A 21,814-nucleotide genomic window follows, 5' to 3' on the forward strand; every position below is an offset into this window, starting at 1 on the left:
GTGAAATAAAAAATGATTTTTAAAAATAACAAATTTTATAGACAAATATTAGAAATGAAAATCCTTGGGGAAAAATATTTTCATTTAACTGGATCGGAGACTTCAAAACTGTTGCCAATTATTTACATCTTTATCGCAAACTCAACACTAATTTTTACTTTTTATAACTTGTTCTATCATCTTGCAATCAAACTATCGATAATGGGTATATTTAAATCCCTTGTTTTTTTAATTTTTCAAATACCTCTCATTAATTATTTAAATTTAAGAGCAATAGGTATTATTTCTGCTCAAAATTTATTTTATTTTAAAAATGAAGCAAAAATTATAAATTTAAAAGGTAAAGAATTGAACTTTTTTAATTTTTCTTTTTCGCTCTTATTTCTTAAAATTTTAAAATTAATAGATCAAAAAAATGAAAATAAGTTAACTACTACTCTAAAGGAATCGGTTGTCGATGAGTATATGAATGTATTTGACTTTGCTCTTATTTACCCGCCACATATTTTAGCATTAGGTCATGCTAGGTTAAAAGAACTCCCAGGTACACTAGAAAATTTTATAGATTCCTTACCACAACCAATTAAAGAAATATCAGTACAGCAACCGATAAAACACTTAAATTTTAATATCCTCAAAAATATTTTTGTACCTTCTTTGATTGTCTCTACTACGGTAGGAATAATATTCAGTCATTCGTTTATCCAATCATGGAGCTTTAAATTTACTAATGCTGTATCTCTGAATCTATTCCCAATCTTTGGAACGATTGCAGTTTTCTATTCCTTTCTTTTATTTTTAAATTCTATTGTTGCTTTTTTGAACTCATCATATTTTTCAATATTTTATATCGCACTTACTAAATCTTCTGAAATAGATGATAAGTTTAAACTTAGGATTAACAAATTTCTTGATCATAATGATCGATTAAATGGAATCACAATCATCTCAAAAGATATGCCCAATCAAATGAAACCTTCTACCCCTGATAAATTATTGAAAAAAATTGCAAATACTTTTCAAAAAAATGTTGAAAACGGCGTAAATACAAAGAAAATCACTCTCGCTCTTCTTAAAAAGGGTTATTCAAAAGAAGACATTGAAAAAGGCCATGCTCTCTTTAAAAAAAATAAACATAGTGCTTAAAATCTAAAAATAAAACCGACTCCAGGAAGCAAACTTTCTTTATCATTATTACTTACATCATTTCCAAAAAACTTTATATACTTTGCATTTATGTTAAGAGCAATTTTCTGATCGAACCAAAAATTAAAACCAAAAGTATATTGCATATACGAAAGTTCAATATTGTCAAAATTTATAAAATCTATAAATAGTTCATCTCTCTGATCACTATTTAGGTTTTTTCCTTTCCATTTTACCCAATTGTAGCGAGTTACTATATAAGTTTCAAACCAGTCAACTTTATAACTTAAAACAGGTCCAATGAAAAAACCACTTGATTCTACAACATCTATGCCTAAAAAAACTCCTCCAAGTCCAGAAAAAGAAAATCCTTCATCTTGACTATTTAGTAGAGCATACTTTCCTGACAGACCTATAACAGGTGCTGCTTGAGCTTCTATAAGAAAACTTACATCTAAGTTTTCACTAACCCCAATAGAAGTGCCTAGGTAGAGAGCAGGAGAGAATCCAGTATCAATTTCCCAGTTTCCTTCACCTAAAGTCCTTGCCGTTTTCGTTGAAGTATATGGTGCTAAAGAACATGAACTAATAAAAAATAATATAAAAAGTAAGGATAAAAAATGCATTTATCTTATTAAATCATTAATGGTTTGAAGTTTTTGTAAATTTGGTTCATTTGATCATAAGGTTTTGAATTAATATTAAACATTTTCATGGCCTTCACCAATGATTTTTCATGTTTATTGAAACTACTTTTTAAAATACACAGCTCACTAGTCTCATCTTTCGCGCACTCCTCTTTAATTACAGAAATAACCAATTTAAAAAGCATTTCATAAGCAGATAATTTTTGAGAAATGTGCTTCCCCCTAGTTGATAGATGATTTAAAAAATTTAAAAAATGATTGTTTAACTCTATAGCAAATTTTCCTTTTTCTTTAATTTGGGGAAATGAGTGTAAGAGTATATTTTTGCAATAAATGATATTTTCATCATATAAACCATCTTGAAAAATCTTTATATAATTAAAATTAGGTATAATCGCCTCATAATTTTTAAATAGCTCAACCATTTTTACATCACATCCAAATCCTTTTCTTGCATAAATATAAAGCAGACCATCAATAATTTTGGTATCAGAAGGCGCTCTCTTTGATCGGTTTTTGGTAACATTGCTTAACATTTTTTCCATTGCAGATATGTTGCTGGTTTGAGTTGCAAGAGAGAGTTTTTTAATATCATCACTTTTAATTTTACTTTCTTCTGAAAGAATTTTGATCCCGGTTGCATATATAGATATATTTTTCCCATATCTAGAACTATAATTTACTACAACACCATTAGCTCCACATTTTCTAGCTTCTACTTTTAATTCATCATAGTAATCATCCGCCGACGTTTTAAGTGAAAATTCAGTATTTCTCACGAGATCAATTTTACAAATTTCTTCATATACAAGATCAGGATAATGAGCCGCAAAAACTTGGACAGGCTCATTTTCTGGAAGTCGAGAATAAATTTTATCCCCTATTTTTTCCACTTTTGTAGAAGAACATGATGTCATCAAAATAACGATGGCCAAACACATTAATAATTTCATATTAACCTTTTGATTTAATTATGATGTCCATTATGCCTTTAGTTCTGAATTAAATCAAATAATACAAATTGCAAAATATTGAAATATCCTGTCCATAACATTGATTTATTAATAATATGTATTATTATTATAAAGAATAGAATAGATATGAAAAACTGACGGTTTATATATTGCCACTACCAAGGGAAAAATATTAATAAATGTAAATTAAATTACAAATCTCTCTTTTTTTTCATCATAATATCTTTCTCAATATATTCAGCAGAAGAATTGTCTGAATTTAATTTCACCGTATTAAACAATACATATATTTTTGATGTACCAGGGTATAATTACGCTATATTTATAAAAGCAAAAGATAACAATCAAAAAAATCTTCCTCAAGCAACATACATTACAGAACAAACTGCTTTGAAAATTATTGATGAAAAAATTGAAGATGACATAAAATATGTTCAAGTTAAAATGGAAAATTCAAAAACAGGATGGCTAGAAAAAGAGCAATTATCTATACGCCAAAAGTCCTGTGAAATATGTGAAGAAAGTAAGATCGATAACTCAAACTTGCCAATTTCTCCTGAAATGCAACAAAAAATACTCAATACCAATGTCTTTATCGCCCCTCCTTTAAAAATGACTTATAACAGAAATGGAAGACTTGAAAATGTCAATTGCCCTAACTATATTTCTTCAAGTGATGGCAGTTACGGAGACATTGGTAATTTATTAGTTAAAGAAATCACAGGCCAGGGCCACTCCACTGACAGGTGGAACTATTTTAATTCAAATGAAATTCCAGGATTAGAAGAGATTTGCCCTAATTTTAAGACTTTTTCAGAGATTCAAAAAGTTAATTTTTGGATTTGGTTTTTTACTGCAATTGCTTGGGATGAAGGATCTTGCCAAACAAATGTCATAAGGTACGATGCAACTAACGATACAGCTGCAGGTGAACTTCAGATTCCTGAGTCTTGGTCTCATAGAAAATGGCGGGGACCAGGTTGCAATGCTTTTGAAGAAAAATTGCATGGAATAAATAATGAAAAACAAAAAACCATAAATACTTTTTATATGACTAACTATAAGAATTATATTCCTTGTGCGGTTGAGATCTTCAGTGGTGCTATATGTGGATTTTATAGTGTAAGAAAATATCCTTTGAAATGTAATGGGACTGCAAGATCACCCTTTGGTAGACATATGTATTGGGAAAAACTTAGATCAAAAAAGCAAAATGAAAATACGATAATTTCAATGGTAAAACAATATCCCTACTGTATTAATGGAACTAAAAATGAATCTATTTAAAATGATTATTTCTTTAAACTTGTTTATATCGTTCTTGGGCGCCTCTGAATCGCCTGGTTTAGATTATTTTATTCCAGGTGAATACTACCTTATTGAAGGAAATGATCCGTGTACAGACACTTATGTAGGTACACTTCTTGATGAAAAAACAGGCCAGATTGATTTTATGCTTGGACAAAACATTATATTTTCTAATGTTACTAATAAATCTGTGGCAATCAACTCTCAACAAAACAAGGCCATCATTGAAGGTAAAGTTAAACGAGAAGGAAAAACCCTACAGCGACAAACTCTCATAGACGCCGAAATCGAAAAAATCAGGAGAGAAGAGTCAATCACATTTGACTCGAATAAAATCAAATACCAACTTGAAATATTTAAGGGAAGCGAAAGTATTAAACAAGTTAAATGTTTTTATATGAGATTAGAAAAATAATTCTAAGATATGACAACTTTTTAAAATAGACTATATATTGTTTAAATGTATTGACTGCTATCAGATCTGACACTCAGCTTATAGAGGGCGTCTCGATCGATTAATGCTACTCTGATCTTCTGAAGCATTCCCCCCAAGCTGTAGAGTAGCTTTTTAGATAGAGATGGTTTTGAAGCTCAAGTGCCGAGATACCTCTCTTTCCAAACATCATAAAAAATAATCCATTTAACCATTTGCCAAGCGGGATTTTTGAAGGTAAGACCTTCACTTCACCATTTCGAGACATTCCAAATATTACATCTTCACTCCAATCAATATTGGCCTTTAAGCATTTTTCTGCAATCTTACGCTTTAAGCGATCATATATTTCGTTATCATTAGACATTATTACCCCTAAACACCTAATTCCATGTACTTCTATAGTGACTTCTATCTAAACTTCTGGACTTACTTCTATTAATAATAATGATAAAGGTAATAGTAAAAAGATGGGTAATTTTTGATCATCAATTATATATTGGTTTGTTTGATTTTTGACCTCTTTGAGGGGTTATTATAGACAAATCTCTATCAATAATTCTCTTAAATTATTTTCCGGTTATTTTTCCAGTTTTTTCAAATTCTCTATATTATAGGCCATTGAGATCATTAACTTGTTACGTTTCTCCTATCATCAAACAGATCTCTGCTTGACCCCACTAAAAGGCCCATTAGGCTAATTCATATAATTTTGCGGAGGTATTATGAATATCTTAAAATCCAAAGAAAACACGACGCCCTCTTTAGAGGATTTAAAGAAAATTCAGGCCAAAAAATTTGGTCTATCAATTAAAGAACTTAATCAACTATATGAGGGCAAATCTTGTCCAAAATATGGAACTAAAGAACTTCTCCATATTAGAAAAGTTAAAGGTGGAAAGTTAGTCGTTTTTAATATTTCAGAAAAACATAGAGGTGAAAAGATATCTATTGACAGAAGAAAACTTAAAAATCAGAAGAATAGCTCATTGGATTCATCTGATACTAAAAAATCATAATATGATTCCGGTAACATATTCGCGTGAATTTCATACTGGCTCGTTGCTTCAATGATATTTGGGACTAACTGCTTTTTCTCAGGTAGCGATAGTTTATGAAAAAATAAATTGATGAGTGCTAAAGCCTTCTCAATATAATCTTTCTCCATTAATCCAGTAATAAAATTGACAAGCCCTATCTCATACTCACTTTTTGCAAGATCTTTTTGAGCCCTTGGAATTACGACCACTGTTTTCAATTTTTTGTTCTTCACTATTACTTTTTTCATTTCAAATCTCCTATAGACGTCATTCTAATATTTTGATGATGGATCTTAATCAGAGGAATTGATCTCTTTTGTAGGATGTGGTGGCGAATATTGAACTTTTAACAATTCATGGAGGAACAATGGCCTACACATTAAAGAGAGATAAAAAGGGGAACAGTTATTATTCATTTATGGTTTATGACTCAAAACAAGGTAAAAACATCAGGCTCAAGAAATCTGAAATTCAAAACCGATTCGGGCGAGATATTGCAACAAAAGAAGAGGCCATACAAGTTGATAAATCATTAAAGGCTGAGTTTGATAGCGCTCGTATGCGCTTTAAACGGCAACTTGAGTGGCAGGATAAGTACTATAATTTCAAGAGCCTTCTCGATAAATACACCCAAATGCAAAAACGTAAATCTCCCTATGGGTATAAAAACAGTGTTCATTATTTGAAGTATTACGTTCTTCCTTATTTTTTGAATGTGGCCAAGAGTAATAATATCAATAATTGGCATCTCAATTATAGGAAATTCAAAGTATGGCTTGAAGATGACGCTAGACTCATTAGAAATCCAAATAAGAAAATATCTTACAGCTCAATGAATCACGCAGTTAAATCTCTCAATACTTTCATGAGGCATCTAAAGAACGAAGGTATCGTTAATCAGCTTCACATTTGTGAGGCCTTTGATGAGTCAAAGTTGAATGAAAAGTCTATTGATGATGTTATTGAAGAGAATGATAGCTGGATAGTTTACAAAAAACTTCTTGAGTTGGGTTATCAAAATGAAGCTGAGTTCTTCTTGATGCTCTATTGGACAGGTATGAGATTTAATGAAGGGCTTGGGATTTCACTGGCTGATATTTATAAAGGGGAGATCAGTAGAGATTCATTAAAGAACTTACTCAGGCGTAATCTCATTTTTATAAGGATGACAAAAACATACCAGATGATTACCTGTATCGTTATTTCGGCTTTTTTACGCTCTCATCTCAACCAGACAATGACGGATCGAAATCAATTGTCAGAGATAAATTGAATCAGGTCTTGAAAAAGCCTCTTAAAATAAAGAAGGCCATCAATGAGCGTAACACTCGAATAATTCCCATTGTCTGTGAAGAGCTTTGGAAAATATTATCGAAAAGGGCCAAGATTCAATATAGAGACTGGAAGAATCACTCTCTGCTTTCAAGAAATAAATCGGACTATCTCTTATTTGAAGGCATTGTTCAAACGACTTCTATGTTTCGATTAAAAGAGGCATTTGAAAAATCAGGACTCAAGTATAAATCATGGCATTGTTGTCGACATAGTAGAGGGACATTTCTTCACGGTAAGACTGGAGATAAAGAGCTTTCAATGCTGTGGCTTGGTCATGCCAGTGAGAAAGTGCACTCAAAATATATTCACACTTATGAAGGATTAATGAGAGAAATCAAGGCCAAAGATATGTGTTGGGAAGAGTAGTGCAGATTAGTTGTTTTTATTGCCTCTCAATAACTGTTGTCTTGAATATTATGTCATGCAAAGCTTTTTTGTCAGAACGAATCAACCCCATTAGATAACCAATTCCGAGTATCAAGCCAGATAATGATTTTCCGAAAGAGTCTCTTAGTCCTCCGGTTACAAAGCTCAATTTTTCATTTTTATTATTTACAACCTGAAGATTAAAAATAAGCTTTCCAGGAGTCGCCATTTTAGTTGAGTAAAAATATCCACCATATACAAAATCTAAAGCTATATTAACAAAAAAAAGGGTAAGGCTTGGTAACTGGGCAAGTTTAACCATAGGTCCAAATACATAGTTCGCAATAATCATAATTAATATCTTATCTATAATCGCTGCTACAATTCTTTTGCCAGAAGGTGCCAAACTGACTGACTCGGAGTTTAATGAGATGGTGCTTTTAGCTTCACCTGTATTTTCATTTAAGTACTCATTTAAAATTGACTTCTCATCATTATTAGATTTCATAAAACCCACTTCTCTATTACAATAATAAGATACTATTGTAAAAAATGGTAGATAATTATGACAAAGCTTGAAGATGTATTAAAAGACTTTGATAGACGACTAAGTTCTTTAGAAGAACAAATTTCAAAAACACGACAATCAGAACCTCCCATTTCTAACGTGAATAAAAATGAGTCCATTACATTAAGGGATCAACCTAAGCTTGAATCAAAAAGTAACATTTCAAAACCCATTAATAAAAACTTTCAACATAAGAAACCAATTAATGAACCATCAATTGACTCCTCCTCAGTTCTGGCAATTATTGGAATCATTTTTGTAATTTTAGCAGGTGTCTTTTTTATAAAAATTACCATTGATTCAGGATGGCTTACTCCTATTCGTCAAATTTTATTAGCAACAGGGACAGGCTTAACATTTTTCTTTATTCCACATTTTTTCCCTAAAGCTGAAAAGGAGTATGGAGCCCTATTAGCTGGAGCAGGTACCACAATTTTACATTTAACTTGGCTAGGAGCTTATTTTTATCACCATATTTTAAATACTAACTCAGCACTTATATGTGCTACTTTAGTTGGTATTTTTTCAATTTTCGCCAACTTCAATAAAGGTAACCGTGCTTATATTTTAGTTGCAATGGCGGGAACTTATTTATCTGCACCTATTATTGGATACAATACTGGTGAACTCTCTGTGCTTTCTGTTTTTCTCATTATTTGGAACATATCTTTCTCTGCTACTTCTTTAATTAATAAACGTCGTGATATCATGTTCATCGCTAGTTACTATGCCGTATTTACTGTTTTATTATTATCAGGAAAGGCATCCGGCCGTGATCAGCAAAGCGACCTATTAATTTTACAACTTATACAGTTCGTAATTTTTTCGTCAGCAATGACTGCTTACTCTGTTTACCACAAAAGCCCTCTCTCTTCGGACGAAAGCATCGCTGTATTACCATTACTACTGCTGTTTTACTTTTCTACAGGGCACTTAATATCCTCTATTAATCCTAGCTTTGCTCCTTGGTTTGGAATAACTATTGGTGGACTTGTCTTAGCAATTTATTTTTTTGCGAAATCTTATCTTAAAAATGACATCAAAAGTGGTCCTTCATTTACTGCTTTCTCGGCAATTACTTTTGTTCATAGCTTTTACTTCCAATTACTAAGTGAATCAGTTAAGCCTCTTGCTGCTTTACTCATTGGAGTTATTATAATGGCCATGTGGAGTCAGAGTGAAAACGCTAGAAAGCAATTTTTTTGGCCTTTAATGGTTCTATTTTCAACTTTTGTATACGGCGCAATTTTGACAATTATATCTACGAAATCAATAGGAGAAATTTATTTATATAATTGGGCATATGGGGTTGTTGCATTAGTTGCTGTTATTAAACTCGCTTCAAACAAAAACATTGAATCTGACACAATAAAGTATTCCCCCTTACTTCTAGGATTTGGACACCTTCAAGTAATGTTAGGTCTATACAGGTTTTCGCAACAAATTTCCTGGTCAGGAGCTCTCTTTGTAACTATCACTTGGGGTATTTATGCCGCAGTCATTCTTTCTATTTCTTGCTGGCGACGGGATAAAACTCTAGGTAATTCAGCTCTAACTATTTTGCTGGCAGTAAGTTTAAAAGCATTTTTCTATGACCTAAGTAATACAAGTAACCTTATTCGAGTGGGCTGCCTTTTAGCTGAAGGGCTACTGCTGTATTGTTGTGGTTGGATCTTTAAGAAAATGCAGAAATGGGACGAAAATTAAAAATTTTGCGTCGAACTTTTGAACCTTTTCAACACCCAAAACTAAAAAGAGCGATCAAAAACCGAATAATCTCAGGTGCTTGTCGCTCTTAAAAAGTTCAAATATGGCGGAGACGCCGAGATTCGAACTCGGGGTACCCGAAGGTACGACACCTTAGCAAGGTGCTGGATTAAGCCACTCTCCCACGTCTCCGAACATTATAAAAAAAAGTGGCGGAGGACACAGGATTCGAACCTGCGGACCCGTGAAGGTCAATGGTTTTCAAAACCACCGCTTTCGACCACTCAGCCAATCCTCCGCATTGTGAGCACAGATACTAATCACAAAGATAGAAAATGGCAAGAAAATGTTATTTTTTCAGTGTGTTTATTAAGGACTTAATTTGCTGCACTTCTTGTGAATTCGTTTCAAGGTTTAAATAGGATTCAAATGAATTTATCGCCATGTCACTTTGGCCTAATTTTAAATAAAGATATCCCAAATTTTTATGTGCAGCAGCATTAGTTTTATCTATTTTAACAACTCTATAAAATAATTGTTGTGCTTCCTCAAATTTATTTTGTTTAAATTTCATTCTCCCAAGTGCTAATAATCCTTCCACATATTTTGAATTTAAAGAAATTGATTTTTCAAAACTTTTTCTCGCCTCTTTATAATTTTCTTTGATGTAATAAATTTCACCAAGAATATAATGTCCATTCTCAATATTTGGATTGTACTGAATTTCAAGTTGTGCATGCTTTGAAGCTTCTTCTATATTATTTAGTTTCAAGTAAGTTTTTGCTAGAAGATAGTTTATTTTTGGGTAGTCATTCAATCTTTTAAAAACTTTATCATAAGATTTTAGGGCCTCTTCATAATTTTCATTCAAATAATAATATTCACCAAGCTTTATATGAATATCTAAATTACCTGGATTTATATAAAGAAGTTCATTCGAATATTTGAGTAAATTTTTTGAATCGTTGTTTAAGACTGCTTGTTTAATTAAGAATTCATAAAATGATTCTATAGAAGTGCTAATTTGTTCCAATTTTTTTCTAACATTTTCATACTCAAAATTCTTGCCCACTCTGTAATAAAACTGAGCAATTTGTGCCAAATAATAAGGATTGTTTCCATCATTTTTAAGTAAACTTTCTAAATATCCAATGGCCTTATTTGTTTCTCCCTCTTCAGCAACTATTTTTGCATAAAGAATATGGTAATCATAATTTTCAGGATCAAAACTCAAAGCATCATTGATGTATATTTTTGCCAATTTATAACGGCCATAAGTGAATAAAAAATTAGCTAATTTGTAATAAAGATCTGACTCAATAGGATTCAAATCTATTGCTGTTTTAAAATTTTTTATCGCCTCAGAGAAAAAACCTCTTATACCATTATATTCAGCTATCAATAAACTAAACCTATAGTTTTTAGAGAATTCAGTACTTCCTAAATGTAATAAATCTCGATATCCTTTTTCTAATTTTCCAATGTGGAAAAGAGTATTGATATATCTATAGTTTACTCTTGGATCTAGTGGAAATTTTTTTCTTAATTCAGTGAGCTTATCTATAGCATATTGAAAAAATCCTCTTTTAATTTGAATATCTATTAATGTAATGATCGCCTCTATATCATTTGGGCCATATTCGGTTGCTTCAATCGCTTTAGAAAAAGCAAATTCCCAATTTCTATCTTTCATGGCCTTTTTTGCTTTGATGATTGCATTTATGACCTTATTTTCTTGTGCTAATTTGAATGAATATTTTTGACGTATTTGTTCATAGCTTAATTCAGGTGAGATTTCTTCACCAATTTGAGCAAGCAAATTATCTAGGTGAAGTATTTTCCCTCTCAAATTTGAACTTGGGAATAGTTTGTGTGCCTCTTCAAAATTTTTTTGAGCATTTTTATAATTTATTACAGCTGATTTATAATCCTTTTTTTCAAAATAGTAATTTGCAAAAGAGATTAGAATAGTCGCTTGAAGAGATTTAAAATCTGCAAGATACTTTGGACATCCTTCTGCAAAGAGTAAGTTAATTTTCAAACCGATCTTTTTAAGTTTTTCAAGAGACTTTGGAGAGCCATCTAAAAAATAATTTGAAAGCAAAAGATAAAAAGGTGCAGATGCCTGAAAATCTTTTTCTCTTGATTGCAAAAACGAAAAAACTTCCTCTTCAGTCTTTGTGGAGCTCAAATAATTATGCATTCGTTCAATAACCATAAAATTCTTGATATTTTTTATGGATTCTAGTTTATTGAAAATATCATCAGAATCCTTGAAATTTCCAGTTTCAAAATTTGCTTCTAACAAAAGAGCTAAGAGTTCAGGTGAAGCTTGATTATTATTGAGTGATATATACTCTTCAGCATATTTTTTACAAGAATAGAATTTTTTAAAGAAGCAGTATAAACTCGCTCGTCCATAAGCTACATGATAATTATTATATTTTTTGAGTTTCTGAGATTTAATTAAATTGTATATTATTCGTGCATCTTTTTCGGGTTGCTTAGAAAATTCGAGAAGTTCAGCATAAATAGCAATTAAATAATCAATGGCCTCACCTTTTAAGTAGTTATTTGTAGCTAATCTAAAATTTTCTGCGGCCAATAATTTAGATTGATAATCTTTTTTCCTATAGTATTTTAAACCTTCATCATAAAAATGTTTTCCTAGTGGCGCATTGGCCTGTTCAGTTGGTTCAATATTTATAATTGATGGATATTTTATAGGAGGAAGCTTTATTTCTTTTTCATCTTCAAAAAGAACAAAAATGATTGTAAAAAATGCCAGGGCCACAATTGGAGACATTTTTTTTACTTTTATTTTTCGCTTCTCATTTTTTTGTTTTATTTCCTCTTGTTCTTTTTTAAGTGCTTCAATTTTTTCTATTCTTTCTGTATCTATCTGTTTTAATTTTTCTTCAACTTTTGAGACATCTTTTTCAATATAATTGACAACTTCATTATGACCAAAAACAACAGTTGCATCTATATCAACTTCTTCCATTTCCTTAGAAATTTGAACTTCTGTATGTTCACTTTTTTCAAACTTATTTGTATTTTCTTCTTCTTTCTCTGAGATGACTCTTATATGTTGAGAGGTATTGCCACTTAATTGATCGTTTTTATCTTTATATTTCTTATCTTTAACATTTTGTCTAATTTCGGAGGCATCTGGATATTCCTGATCAGCAAGAGCTATATTTTGAGCTTCAGTATTATCTGGTCTAAAGGCTTTGTATGAAGACGCTAAAGTTTTTTCTGCAAATTTATGTAAGTTATCAAGTTTTAATTTACCACTTTCAATATCATTAAGAATTTCATTAAAGCTCTTATTATTTTCAATTTTCTCCCATTCAAATGTTGGAAACTCTGCAATTTCGTCAGTCTTAAATAAAAGGTCCTTAAGTAAGTACTCAACTAGTTTTACTTGATCAAAAGGCCCAGAGATTTTATGATCTCTTTGTCGAACACGGTACTTTTTCATATCTAGATTATAACAAGATTATAGTACGTTAAAAGAGCGAAAAAAGAGTACACTGCTAGTTTCTTATCAAAATTTTCCAAAAAATTAAGATATCTATCTTGAAAATTCAAAAGTTGTTTTGTTTGAATAATAAAAGAAAATATCAAAAGTGTCAGAAGGACAATTAAAACACTTAAAAATGTTGACGTATTAAATATATCTATAGATAGATCATAATTCAATATGTCTTCGACAAAAAACATATGATAGACAGGTACAATCAATATATAAAAAGAACAGGCAAAAAAAATAGATAAAATAATAGGATCTTTGATTTTAAAATTGGAAATGTGAAAGCTTGAGAAAGTACTCATATTGAAAATAATTTGCAATATTAATCTAGATAACATAATCCCAACGATTACAAAATTAACTATATTTTTAGAAGAAGAATCAATTTCTATGAATTGCATGTATAGCAATAGCAAGATAGAAAATAAAGTAATGTATTCAATAAAATATCTAATATCGAACGTTACTAATACTTTAAATATTAGATATAACATCACAATGAAATAAATTATGTTAAAGGTGAGAAAAAAGTTCATTTGAAATGATGGACCTGATAGATCGATTAAAGTGGAGAAAAGTTTAATTCCAAATGTTAACAAAATGCTATCGAAAATAAAATATTTAAAAATCAAATTCTCATCAGTTATTTTTAAATTCTTATCTTTGGAAAATATTGAGTAAAGATTTGTTATAAAAAATAAAATATAAAATACGATTGAAATTTGAAAAAAATCAAATGACTTAACTTCGTAGACAAATATTCCTTTACTTATAGATGAAATGCTAAAGAATAAATAAAACATTAAAAACGAAACTGTTGAAAGTACTATTAGATATATGTTTGATCTCTTGTTATTATTATTCACTAATTCTACAGTAAACATAATTAGATAAAAACTAATTATATCATTTTGAGTTAAGGCGAATAAACAACCAACCAACTGAACTATACCATTTGGCGAAACAAGATTTTGCTTAAAAAATATGCCAACTATATAGCTTAAAAAAAGAATTAAAATAGTATGTTCAATCAACATACTCGGAAAAAGATCCCCTAAAACAAAATCGACATGCGGATAATTAATTAAATTATATTTCACTAAAATAACAAAAAGGAAAAAAAAAGCACCTGTAAACGAAGTAAAAAAATCCGGAAAAATCTTGCTTTTACTTAGAAATATAAAAATAATTAAAGTGGATATTATACTACTTATTAACATACTCATAAACTAATCCATAAATTGGCCATATAAAAAACAAGATTAAATACGGACGTAATATTATCTTTGAATCCAAAGACTTCCTAAATTCATTAAATAAAATGTAAACTAGAATAAAAACGCTACAGTATTGAATATTTCCTAAATGGTTTTTGACATAATTATTAATTAAAAAGAGATAGTTATATGTGACTGTAAAAGGCAGAGGCAGAACAAAGAACAGTGGCACAAATTCTCTTTTTATTATTTTATCAAATATTACTTTTATACTCATGAGGATTAACATTGATATAAATAGATATCTAAAATCTATGCCTAGTGAGAGTGTGCCCCAAAAAAAGGAAAACAATAAAAAAACAAGACAGAAAAAACTACTTTTTGGAGGTATAAAAATAAATGAAATAAGAACAAGTAATATCCATACTTCAAAATACAAATTTTGCTTTTGAATCATATTCATAAGCTGAAAATATTGAACAATAATAGAAGTTATTAATAATATAAAAACTTTTTTTAAAACAGTCTCAAAATTATTTTCTTCTTCAACACAAAAAATATATGAATTTAATAATATCCAAATTAAAATAATATTCGACAATAATGAAATATCCAAATTATATTTTAGAAAGGATTCTAGAATTACCAACAGAATACCTAATCCAGATAATGAAAATATTTGTATTTTTTTTAAATTTAAAATAAATGCGATTGCAAAAAGAATAAAAGCAAATACACTTGTACTTAGAGGTATAGAAAAATATAACAAAAGAGAAAGAAGCGCAACGATTGAAAAAAGTATCTTAGAATATAAAAAAAAGTTTATATCTTCATATATCACAAATATAAACAATCCAAGAAACAAGATCATATGCATAATTGAATATTCTACTATCTGGTACTGTTTAACATTCAATATGAAAAAAACTGAGACAACAAAAATATTTAAAATGTAAGAACAAACGACCGCAAATTTAATTTTCTTAAAATTCGAAGAAAGATGATTAAATCTAGCAAGTAGAGAATACACAAAAGTAACAATAAAAAAAATGTATCCAATTTTCATATACTCCCCTCCATTTTATAAAATGACGATTAATATAAATGCTAAAAATGCAAAAACGAATGTTATTTCAATTTTTTTATTTATAAGCCTTAAATTTTCTATTAAATCAATTTTGGGAATGTCAATTCTCATGATTTGAGGTAAATTCATTTCGCTCTCATTCACTTTTTTAGAATACCTGAATGAATTCTCTTTTAAAAAATTAAGTAATTTTTCAATATACTTAAAACCACTAGATCTGAATAATAAGACTGCTATAAGCATTAATAAATTTACACCTGTAATTGCTAAAGTATTTAGGGCGAAAAAATCAATATCAAATTGAGTTCTAAAATAAATAAATACTATTATTCCAACGATCAAAGCATAGAGATGGCCATATATGAAATTCAAAGATTTCTCATATAAATTATTTTCAAATTGGTCATCTAGAGTGCTTAATAATAAATATAAATTCCCCATCCCAAATATTACGACTGTAATCATATTCATTAAATCTATCTCTGAGGTAAGTACAATAGGTAGAAATATATAAAATAATGGAGAAAAATAACTAAACAAAAGAAGTGATTTTAATAAAATCTCCTTATCAAAATTTAGCCTCCTATGCTGTTGTAGATAAGGGAAAAAATAATATAGAAAAATTAAAGTAAATAATTGCTCAGAATAAATTTTCCCTAATATTAATGAAATGACTAAAAAAGTATTAACCATCAAACTAAAATTTCTTCGTATGCTACTGGTAAAACTAAAGCGAATTAAATTGAAAAATATAAGTATGATTGAAACGAGTGCTATTAATTTATAGCTATACCCACTATTCACATTAGAAATTAGCCCAATTTTCTTACCAATATCAATAACAAAAAAATGAGTAATAAAAGCTTCTATATGAATAGAGAGTTTATCGGTGTTTAGTATTTTAATCATTAATTTATTAACGGTATAAAACACTATCGCAGAATAGAACAATGTTGAAATAAATTGTTCATTCAGCAAATATAAAAATACTAACGTAATAAAAATTATCTTCCTTTCATATTCATTAAATAATTTACTTAAGGTAAGAAAGGGGATTAGTACAAAAAGTTTAAATTCGTTATTAGAACAAAAATAAAAAAATACAAATATAAAGATATAAAAGATTTGTGTAAAAAATTCTTCAAGTGGATCAAAATTATTTCTATATTGCGCCCATAATATGAGTGGTACAAAAAGGCATAATACTGCAACGTATTCATTTTCAACGATTGAAGTTGGAGTAATGTCTTGAAGGAATAAGCTTGCATGCAAAATATTTTTTAAAAAAAATAAAATTATCAAACTAAAAATAACACTGGTTATAAAATAAAAATTGATAAATTTTCCATTATTTTTAAATTTATTTTTTTGTCCAGTTAGTAAAAAAGTACTTTGAAATAATGAAGAAATTAAAGCTATCAATTTTCATCCTTGGCCTGTTTAGTAATTATTACTTTGATTATTTGAATAAGAATAACTAATCCAAAAAAAAGAAAATCTCTTGATACTATATTCACAGAAAGATTCATTGCTAAAAGTTGCCAAAAAAACATGGCAACAAAACTGAATATAAGAAAAATCTTTAGAGCTACCATCCAGTTGACTTGAATGATACAAAAAGAAATTGTACATATCAGCAAAATAATGAAACTTAATGTCAAAATCATTTAGTTAGTTCTCTCTTTAAATACAATAAAAATCACAAAAAAAGTAAACATGGTTAAAATAATATCTTTAAACGATAGATAACTAGTTTCAAAAGTTAAACTCTCAATACCATACAAACTATTAAGCAAATCTGTATTAAGATCAATTTTAAATAAGAGAGTAATACCTACCCCAATTATAAAAAATAATTGGAAAAATATAATTGCAGGATGTACAGTTGAATATTTTTTTTCGTTTCTATCTTCATAAAGATAAGCAGAAATGTCTAAAATAAAATTTAGAATCAAGAAGAGAACTAAATAAAACAAGGCCCCTTTTGAAGTTAAATCTATTGAATTAAATGTAATCGTAATAAAAAAAAACAATATATAAAAATTAGCTTTGTAATAGTTTTTGTAATTAGATAAAAAAACAAAAAGAACAATCGCTAACAAAGGTAGAAGAATAATATTACTTATCAAATACCCTCCATAAAAATAACAATACAACAACACTTCTAATTAAATTAATCAAATCTAAATGAAGTAATAATGTTCGTATTTTTTTTTCAAGCATATAAACAATAGTCATAAAAAAAAGCCAAAGACATAAAATGGTTGAGTATTGAAAAATATACATCACAGGACCCATTGAATAGGGAATGACATTTAAAAATAAAGATATTTGAGGTGTTATATAAAGAATAACAAAATAGAGAACTAGAAAACATAGTGTTAATTTCTCACCCAGGGACAATACATATAATTCAAAATTGAATTTATTTTCTGAAATTTCAAAAATATTACTTTTAAAAACATTAAATTTTCTAATTAATGTATGAAGAAAAATTAATAATATAAAAAAAATACTTCCATTAATATAAAGAAAGAATTTTCTATCAATTCCTTGATTTAGTATGTAACTACCTTCTAAAAATTCTAAGAAATTGTTAACTTTATATTTTTCACAGAAATTAAATTGCAAAAAGAGTAATAGAAAAATAATACTAATCTTAAAAAGCAAGGTTTTTAAATATTCACACTGGTCATGTAAAATAGAATGAGTGACAAGTGATATCTGCGTAAATATAGCAGAGATAGATAGAATGACTAAAGAGACAAGAATATTATTTTCTACTCTCACAAGTTCAAAAATAGTTTTTTGTCCATTAAAATAGTAACTCTCTGTCATTGGAAGTAGAAAAAAACACAATATGATACAAACAAAAGAAATAACAGAAGAATATTTCAATGTCCTAGGATATCGAATTTTAGAATTTTTTTTGAATTGTATTATGATCTTGGCCAGTGAAATAGTAGAATCATAAAAAAAATCTTTCACAAGAATTCTTTTACCTTGAAAAAATCTCTCAGTTGAAAGATGGACAACATGCTCTATAAGCATCAATAGAAAAACAGTAAAAACTGATATTATTAATTTAAAGAGAATAATTCCCATTATTCATCCAGTTATATGTGGACCAATATAGAGCTTATAACGATCACGAGAGTCAGTAAATAGACTGATAACTCTTATTCTGTATATATCTTAAGATTGATAAACTCTATACTGATTAAAAAAAGTAGTAGAAAAACCAACAAATTTAACAATCTTATGGTAAGTTCTTTAGGAAGCTTGGCACCTATTCCAAGTATAGGTATATAGTTACTCTTCTGATCTCTTGGTCTACCGAAAAACATGGCCAGTATTAAGAAAATACTAAGACCTATTACTAATATTCCAGCAATACTGTCCATTTACTTACCTGGTCAATATGTCGATTTTGAATCGCACTAATTTAAAAGAACATTAGCTCCATCAGCAATTTTTATCAGCCAATTCCAAAATAGGCCTAAAAATAAAATTGGAAATGTTAGCACCAAAATTACTATTTGATTTGAAAGACTAAAAGATATTATCGGAGCATTTCCTTCTGGTTCTTTAAAAACCATCAATCTAACAATTTTCATATAGTAGTAAAGAGAAACAACAGAATTTAAAGCAGCGATAACGGCCAACGTGTAGTATTTCTTTTCGAGTACGATAGCAAAAATATTGAATTTAGCAATAAATCCGCTAAACGGTGGAAGCCCGGCCAGAGAAAATAATGTAACCATCATTGCAAGTGAAACTATGGGGTATCTCTTTATTAATCCATTAAATCTATCGAATTCATCATTTCCGTATTCATCAGAAAGATGTCCCGTGACAATAAATGCAACAAGCGTCATAAAAAGATAAGCTATACTATAAAAAATAATGGCCCTTGCACTTGTTTGGTCAACCACTAGTACACCTAAAAGCATCAGCCCTGCATGAGCGATTGATGAATAGGCAAGCATTCTTTTAACTGACTTCTGTCCAATTGCAGACACATTTCCTACAATCATCGTCATGACTGCACCTAGTTGAAGTACTCCTATCCAGCTTGTAGAAAGAACTGAAGACACTTGTGTTATGTAAAACGTAATTCTTAAAATAGCAGCAATTCCTGCAATTTTAGGTACTATTGAAAAAAATGTTGTTACAGGAATTGGGGAACCTTCATATACATCTGGGGACCACATGTGAAAAGGAGCACATGCAATTTTAAATCCAAGCCCTACAAAGAAAAGTAAAAATGAAGGAACTAAAACAAGCATATTATTTGTGTTCATTTTAGCAATATTCACAAACATTTCATTAAAACTAATGGAGCCTAAAACTCCATAGATATGACTCATCCCAAAAAGCATCACACCTGCACTAACTCCGCCATATAGGACATACTTTAATCCAGACTCTGAAGAATATTCATCATTTTTCTTGAGTGAAGCTAAAACATAGGAAAGGATAGATAAGGTCTCTATACCAATGTATAGCGTAAGCATATTCGCAGCAGATGCTAAAAGCATTCCTCCAACCAAAACTCCTAAAACGAGAGCGTTAAATTCTGTTTTAAGATCTTGGTAAATATCTTTAGAGTATGAATTTATAAAAACGACACCCAAAGTTCCCAATGTCATCACAATCTTTAGTATTGTACTGAACTGATCAATAACTAAAGAATTAGTAAAAATATATCTTGGAGAAACAGTTATATTTCCAAGTAATGAATAAGCTACAAGAATGAGCCCAATGACAGTTGTAGAAAAAACATATCCTCGTGAATCCTCTGAGTTTTTGTAGCAGGCCTCTAAAAACAAAATCCCTGCCATTGTTGCAACTGCAATGAGTTCTGGTATGATAAGGGACAAATTCGCCAAATAATTTATTGCCATTTTTCAAACCTTTAAAATTTAGAGAGTAATACAACTAAGTTGTTTACAGATGCCTTCATGATGTTAAGTATTGGAGTTGGATAAATACCAAATACTATGACCGCAAGACAAAGAGGAGTCATGTAAGCAATTTCTCTAATATTAACATCTGAGTACTCTTTACACTCATCTATAACTTCTCCAAAAAACATCCTCTTGAACATCCAAAGTAAATAGGCCGCTCCGATTAGGAGTCCAAAAAGTGCCAGCACAGTAATTGTTGGGTACTTCATATAGACACCCAAAAAGATCAGCGCCTCAGAAATAAATCCAGAGAGTCCTGGAAGTCCCATAGAGGCGAACATTGCAATGATAAAAATGATGGAATACTTTGGAAGTTGTGTATAAAGACCTCCAAAACCTTTTTGTCCGTCAGGTCTAACGATCCATCGGTGATGTGATCTTTCGTAAAGAATACCAATCAATAGGAACATCATTGCTGTTGAAGTTCCATGGTTGAACATTTGAAGGACAGCTCCATTCATTCCCTGTGAAGTCATGGCCGCTAGACCCAACATTACAAAACCCATGTGAGATACAGAAGAGTACGCAACCAGTTTTTTCACATCTGACTGGGCCATTGCACACAGAGCTCCGTATATTATGTTCACAAGTCCTAACCAAGCAATGGCATCAGAAAAGTATACAGCAGATTCAGGGAAAATCGGATAAGCAATTCTTAAAAATCCGTAAGTTCCCATTTTTAATAAAACACCAGCGAGTATAACTGATATTGCTGTTGGAGCTTGAACGTGCGCATGAGGTAACCAAGTATGGAAAGGAAATACGGGAACTTTGATTGCAAAACCAATAAACATAAAAACGAAAAATACTTTTGAGAAAGAAAGAGAATATCCAAACAAAGACAAATCTAAATGCCCCCATTTCCCGCTGGAAAGTGCAAGAATATTAAATGAATTTGCATCTTGTCCAGATACATAATACAGAGCAACCATACCAACTAGCATTAATATCGAACCAAAAAATGTATAAAGGAAAAATTTAACTGCAGCATATTCCTTGTTTTCCCCTCCCCAAATACCAATAAGAAAAAACATAGGTAAAAGCATGATTTCCCAAAAGAGGTAGAAAAGGAAAAAATCTAACGATAGGAACACTCCATATACAGTACACTGAAGCATTAAAAGTAGAGCAAAATATGCCTTAACCTGTTTTTTAATTGTCCAAGAACTAAGAATACACAAAAACAAAAGCAATGAGGTTAGAAGAACCATTGGAAGAGAAATTCCATCAACTCCTATTCTATAATATATATGAAACTGTTCAATCCAAGGTACAACGATATTAAATTTTGTTTGCATCCCCGCAACAGAATTGTCAAAATTCAAATACAGAATTCCGGATAAAAACAATACCACAGAGGTTGTGGCCAAAGATAAGTATCTCACTAAATCATCTTTTCCCTTAGGAATAAGTAAAATTAAAACAGCACCTAATAGTGGTAACCACAGAATCCAATTTAACAGGCCGTTCACACATATCTC

At 29.9% G+C, this 21,814-nt stretch carries 20 protein-coding genes and 2 tRNA genes; 7 read left to right on the forward strand and 15 right to left on the reverse strand.

The window, feature by feature from the left end; genetic code table 11:
* Positions 1 to 54: 54 nt before the first annotated feature.
* Positions 55 to 1,146, forward strand: coding sequence for a hypothetical protein (locus H6622_03130; GenBank protein ID MCB9060498.1), 1,092 nt, complete (start codon positions 55 to 57; stop codon positions 1,144 to 1,146).
* On the opposite strand, the gene H6622_03135 is transcribed toward H6622_03130, so the two are convergent.
* Both H6622_03135 and H6622_03140 read right to left on the reverse strand, forming a co-directional pair.
* Positions 1,143 to 1,772 (reverse strand): hypothetical protein, encoded by a 630-nt coding sequence (locus H6622_03135; protein ID MCB9060499.1) that lies wholly within the window; start codon positions 1,770 to 1,772, stop codon positions 1,143 to 1,145. The two genes, H6622_03130 and H6622_03135, sit on opposite strands and share 4 nt — an antisense overlap.
* An 8-nt stretch (positions 1,773 to 1,780) precedes the next feature.
* A complete protein-coding gene (locus tag H6622_03140) occupies positions 1,781 to 2,746 on the reverse strand; it encodes a hypothetical protein (protein MCB9060500.1) in 966 nt (321 codons plus the stop codon).
* 270 nt (positions 2,747 to 3,016) lie between these two features.
* On the opposite strand from H6622_03140, the gene H6622_03145 reads away from it, so the two are divergent.
* Together H6622_03145 and H6622_03150 are read left to right on the forward strand one after the other, a co-directional pair.
* Entirely contained in the window at positions 3,017 to 4,054 is a 1,038-nt protein-coding gene (locus tag H6622_03145; GenBank protein MCB9060501.1) for a hypothetical protein, read from the forward strand.
* A complete protein-coding gene (locus H6622_03150; GenBank protein MCB9060502.1) occupies positions 4,041 to 4,490 on the forward strand; it encodes a hypothetical protein in 450 nt (149 codons plus the stop codon). Before H6622_03145 ends, H6622_03150 begins: the two co-directional genes overlap by 14 nt.
* 106 nt (positions 4,491 to 4,596) lie before the next feature.
* Here H6622_03150 and H6622_03155 read toward each other — a convergent pair whose 3' ends face one another.
* On the reverse strand, positions 4,597 to 4,875 hold the full coding sequence (locus H6622_03155; GenBank protein MCB9060503.1) for a hypothetical protein: 279 nt from the start codon (positions 4,873 to 4,875) through the stop codon (positions 4,597 to 4,599).
* Positions 4,876 to 5,233: 358 nt separating this feature from the next.
* On the opposite strand from H6622_03155, the gene H6622_03160 reads away from it, so the two are divergent.
* Positions 5,234 to 5,527 (forward strand): hypothetical protein, encoded by a 294-nt coding sequence (locus H6622_03160; GenBank protein MCB9060504.1) that lies wholly within the window; start codon positions 5,234 to 5,236, stop codon positions 5,525 to 5,527.
* On the opposite strand, the gene H6622_03165 is transcribed toward H6622_03160, so the two are convergent.
* A complete protein-coding gene (locus tag H6622_03165) occupies positions 5,482 to 5,796 on the reverse strand; it encodes a hypothetical protein (GenBank protein ID MCB9060505.1) in 315 nt (104 codons plus the stop codon). The genes H6622_03160 and H6622_03165 overlap by 46 nt on opposite strands.
* A gap of 119 nt (positions 5,797 to 5,915) precedes the next feature.
* Between H6622_03165 and H6622_03170 the strand changes: the two genes are divergently transcribed.
* Both H6622_03170 and H6622_03175 read left to right on the forward strand, forming a co-directional pair.
* Positions 5,916 to 6,821 (forward strand): hypothetical protein, encoded by a 906-nt coding sequence (locus H6622_03170; GenBank protein MCB9060506.1) that lies wholly within the window; start codon positions 5,916 to 5,918, stop codon positions 6,819 to 6,821.
* An 8-nt stretch (positions 6,822 to 6,829) separates the two neighbouring features.
* Positions 6,830 to 7,249: a site-specific integrase gene (locus tag H6622_03175; protein MCB9060507.1), complete on the forward strand. Its 420-nt coding sequence runs from the start codon at positions 6,830 to 6,832 to the stop codon at positions 7,247 to 7,249.
* A 16-nt stretch (positions 7,250 to 7,265) separates the two neighbouring features.
* Here H6622_03175 and H6622_03180 read toward each other — a convergent pair whose 3' ends face one another.
* Positions 7,266 to 7,757, reverse strand: coding sequence for an RDD family protein (locus H6622_03180; protein MCB9060508.1), 492 nt, complete (start codon positions 7,755 to 7,757; stop codon positions 7,266 to 7,268).
* 57 nt (positions 7,758 to 7,814) lie between these two features.
* On the opposite strand from H6622_03180, the gene H6622_03185 reads away from it, so the two are divergent.
* The gene (locus tag H6622_03185; GenBank protein ID MCB9060509.1) at positions 7,815 to 9,524 is read left to right on the forward strand and encodes a DUF2339 domain-containing protein; all 1,710 of its coding nucleotides are present in this window, start codon (positions 7,815 to 7,817) and stop codon (positions 9,522 to 9,524) included.
* A gap of 104 nt (positions 9,525 to 9,628) precedes the next feature.
* Here H6622_03185 and H6622_03190 read toward each other — a convergent pair.
* From H6622_03190 to H6622_03235, 10 genes are all read right to left on the reverse strand, one after another.
* Positions 9,629 to 9,716: transfer RNA gene (locus H6622_03190), tRNA-Ser, on the reverse strand.
* Between the two features lie 18 nt (positions 9,717 to 9,734).
* Positions 9,735 to 9,822 (reverse strand) — tRNA-Ser (locus tag H6622_03195).
* 51 nt (positions 9,823 to 9,873) lie between these two features.
* The gene (locus H6622_03200) at positions 9,874 to 13,008 is read right to left on the reverse strand and encodes a tetratricopeptide repeat protein (protein ID MCB9060510.1); all 3,135 of its coding nucleotides are present in this window, start codon (positions 13,006 to 13,008) and stop codon (positions 9,874 to 9,876) included.
* 1,257 nt (positions 13,009 to 14,265) lie between these two features.
* On the reverse strand, positions 14,266 to 15,342 hold the full coding sequence (locus tag H6622_03205; protein MCB9060511.1) for a hypothetical protein: 1,077 nt from the start codon (positions 15,340 to 15,342) through the stop codon (positions 14,266 to 14,268).
* 15 nt (positions 15,343 to 15,357) lie between these two features.
* Positions 15,358 to 16,785: a hypothetical protein gene (locus tag H6622_03210; protein ID MCB9060512.1), complete on the reverse strand. Its 1,428-nt coding sequence runs from the start codon at positions 16,783 to 16,785 to the stop codon at positions 15,358 to 15,360.
* 245 nt (positions 16,786 to 17,030) lie between these two features.
* Positions 17,031 to 17,492: a hypothetical protein gene (locus H6622_03215; GenBank protein MCB9060513.1), complete on the reverse strand. Its 462-nt coding sequence runs from the start codon at positions 17,490 to 17,492 to the stop codon at positions 17,031 to 17,033.
* Positions 17,482 to 18,468 (reverse strand): hypothetical protein, encoded by a 987-nt coding sequence (locus H6622_03220; GenBank protein ID MCB9060514.1) that lies wholly within the window; start codon positions 18,466 to 18,468, stop codon positions 17,482 to 17,484. The genes H6622_03215 and H6622_03220 overlap by 11 nt, the downstream gene beginning before the upstream one ends.
* Positions 18,469 to 18,542: 74 nt before the next feature.
* The gene (locus H6622_03225) at positions 18,543 to 18,767 is read right to left on the reverse strand and encodes a hypothetical protein (protein ID MCB9060515.1); all 225 of its coding nucleotides are present in this window, start codon (positions 18,765 to 18,767) and stop codon (positions 18,543 to 18,545) included.
* Positions 18,768 to 18,803: 36 nt separating this feature from the next.
* A complete protein-coding gene (locus H6622_03230) occupies positions 18,804 to 20,270 on the reverse strand; it encodes an NADH-quinone oxidoreductase subunit N (protein ID MCB9060516.1) in 1,467 nt (488 codons plus the stop codon).
* Between the two features lie 11 nt (positions 20,271 to 20,281).
* Positions 20,282 to 21,796, reverse strand: coding sequence for an NADH-quinone oxidoreductase subunit M (locus H6622_03235; GenBank protein ID MCB9060517.1), 1,515 nt, complete (start codon positions 21,794 to 21,796; stop codon positions 20,282 to 20,284).
* Between the last annotated feature and the right edge of the window lie 18 nt (positions 21,797 to 21,814).

The organism is Halobacteriovoraceae bacterium, assembly GCA_020635115.1.
GTDB lineage: Bacteria > Bdellovibrionota > Bacteriovoracia > Bacteriovoracales > Bacteriovoracaceae > JACKAK01.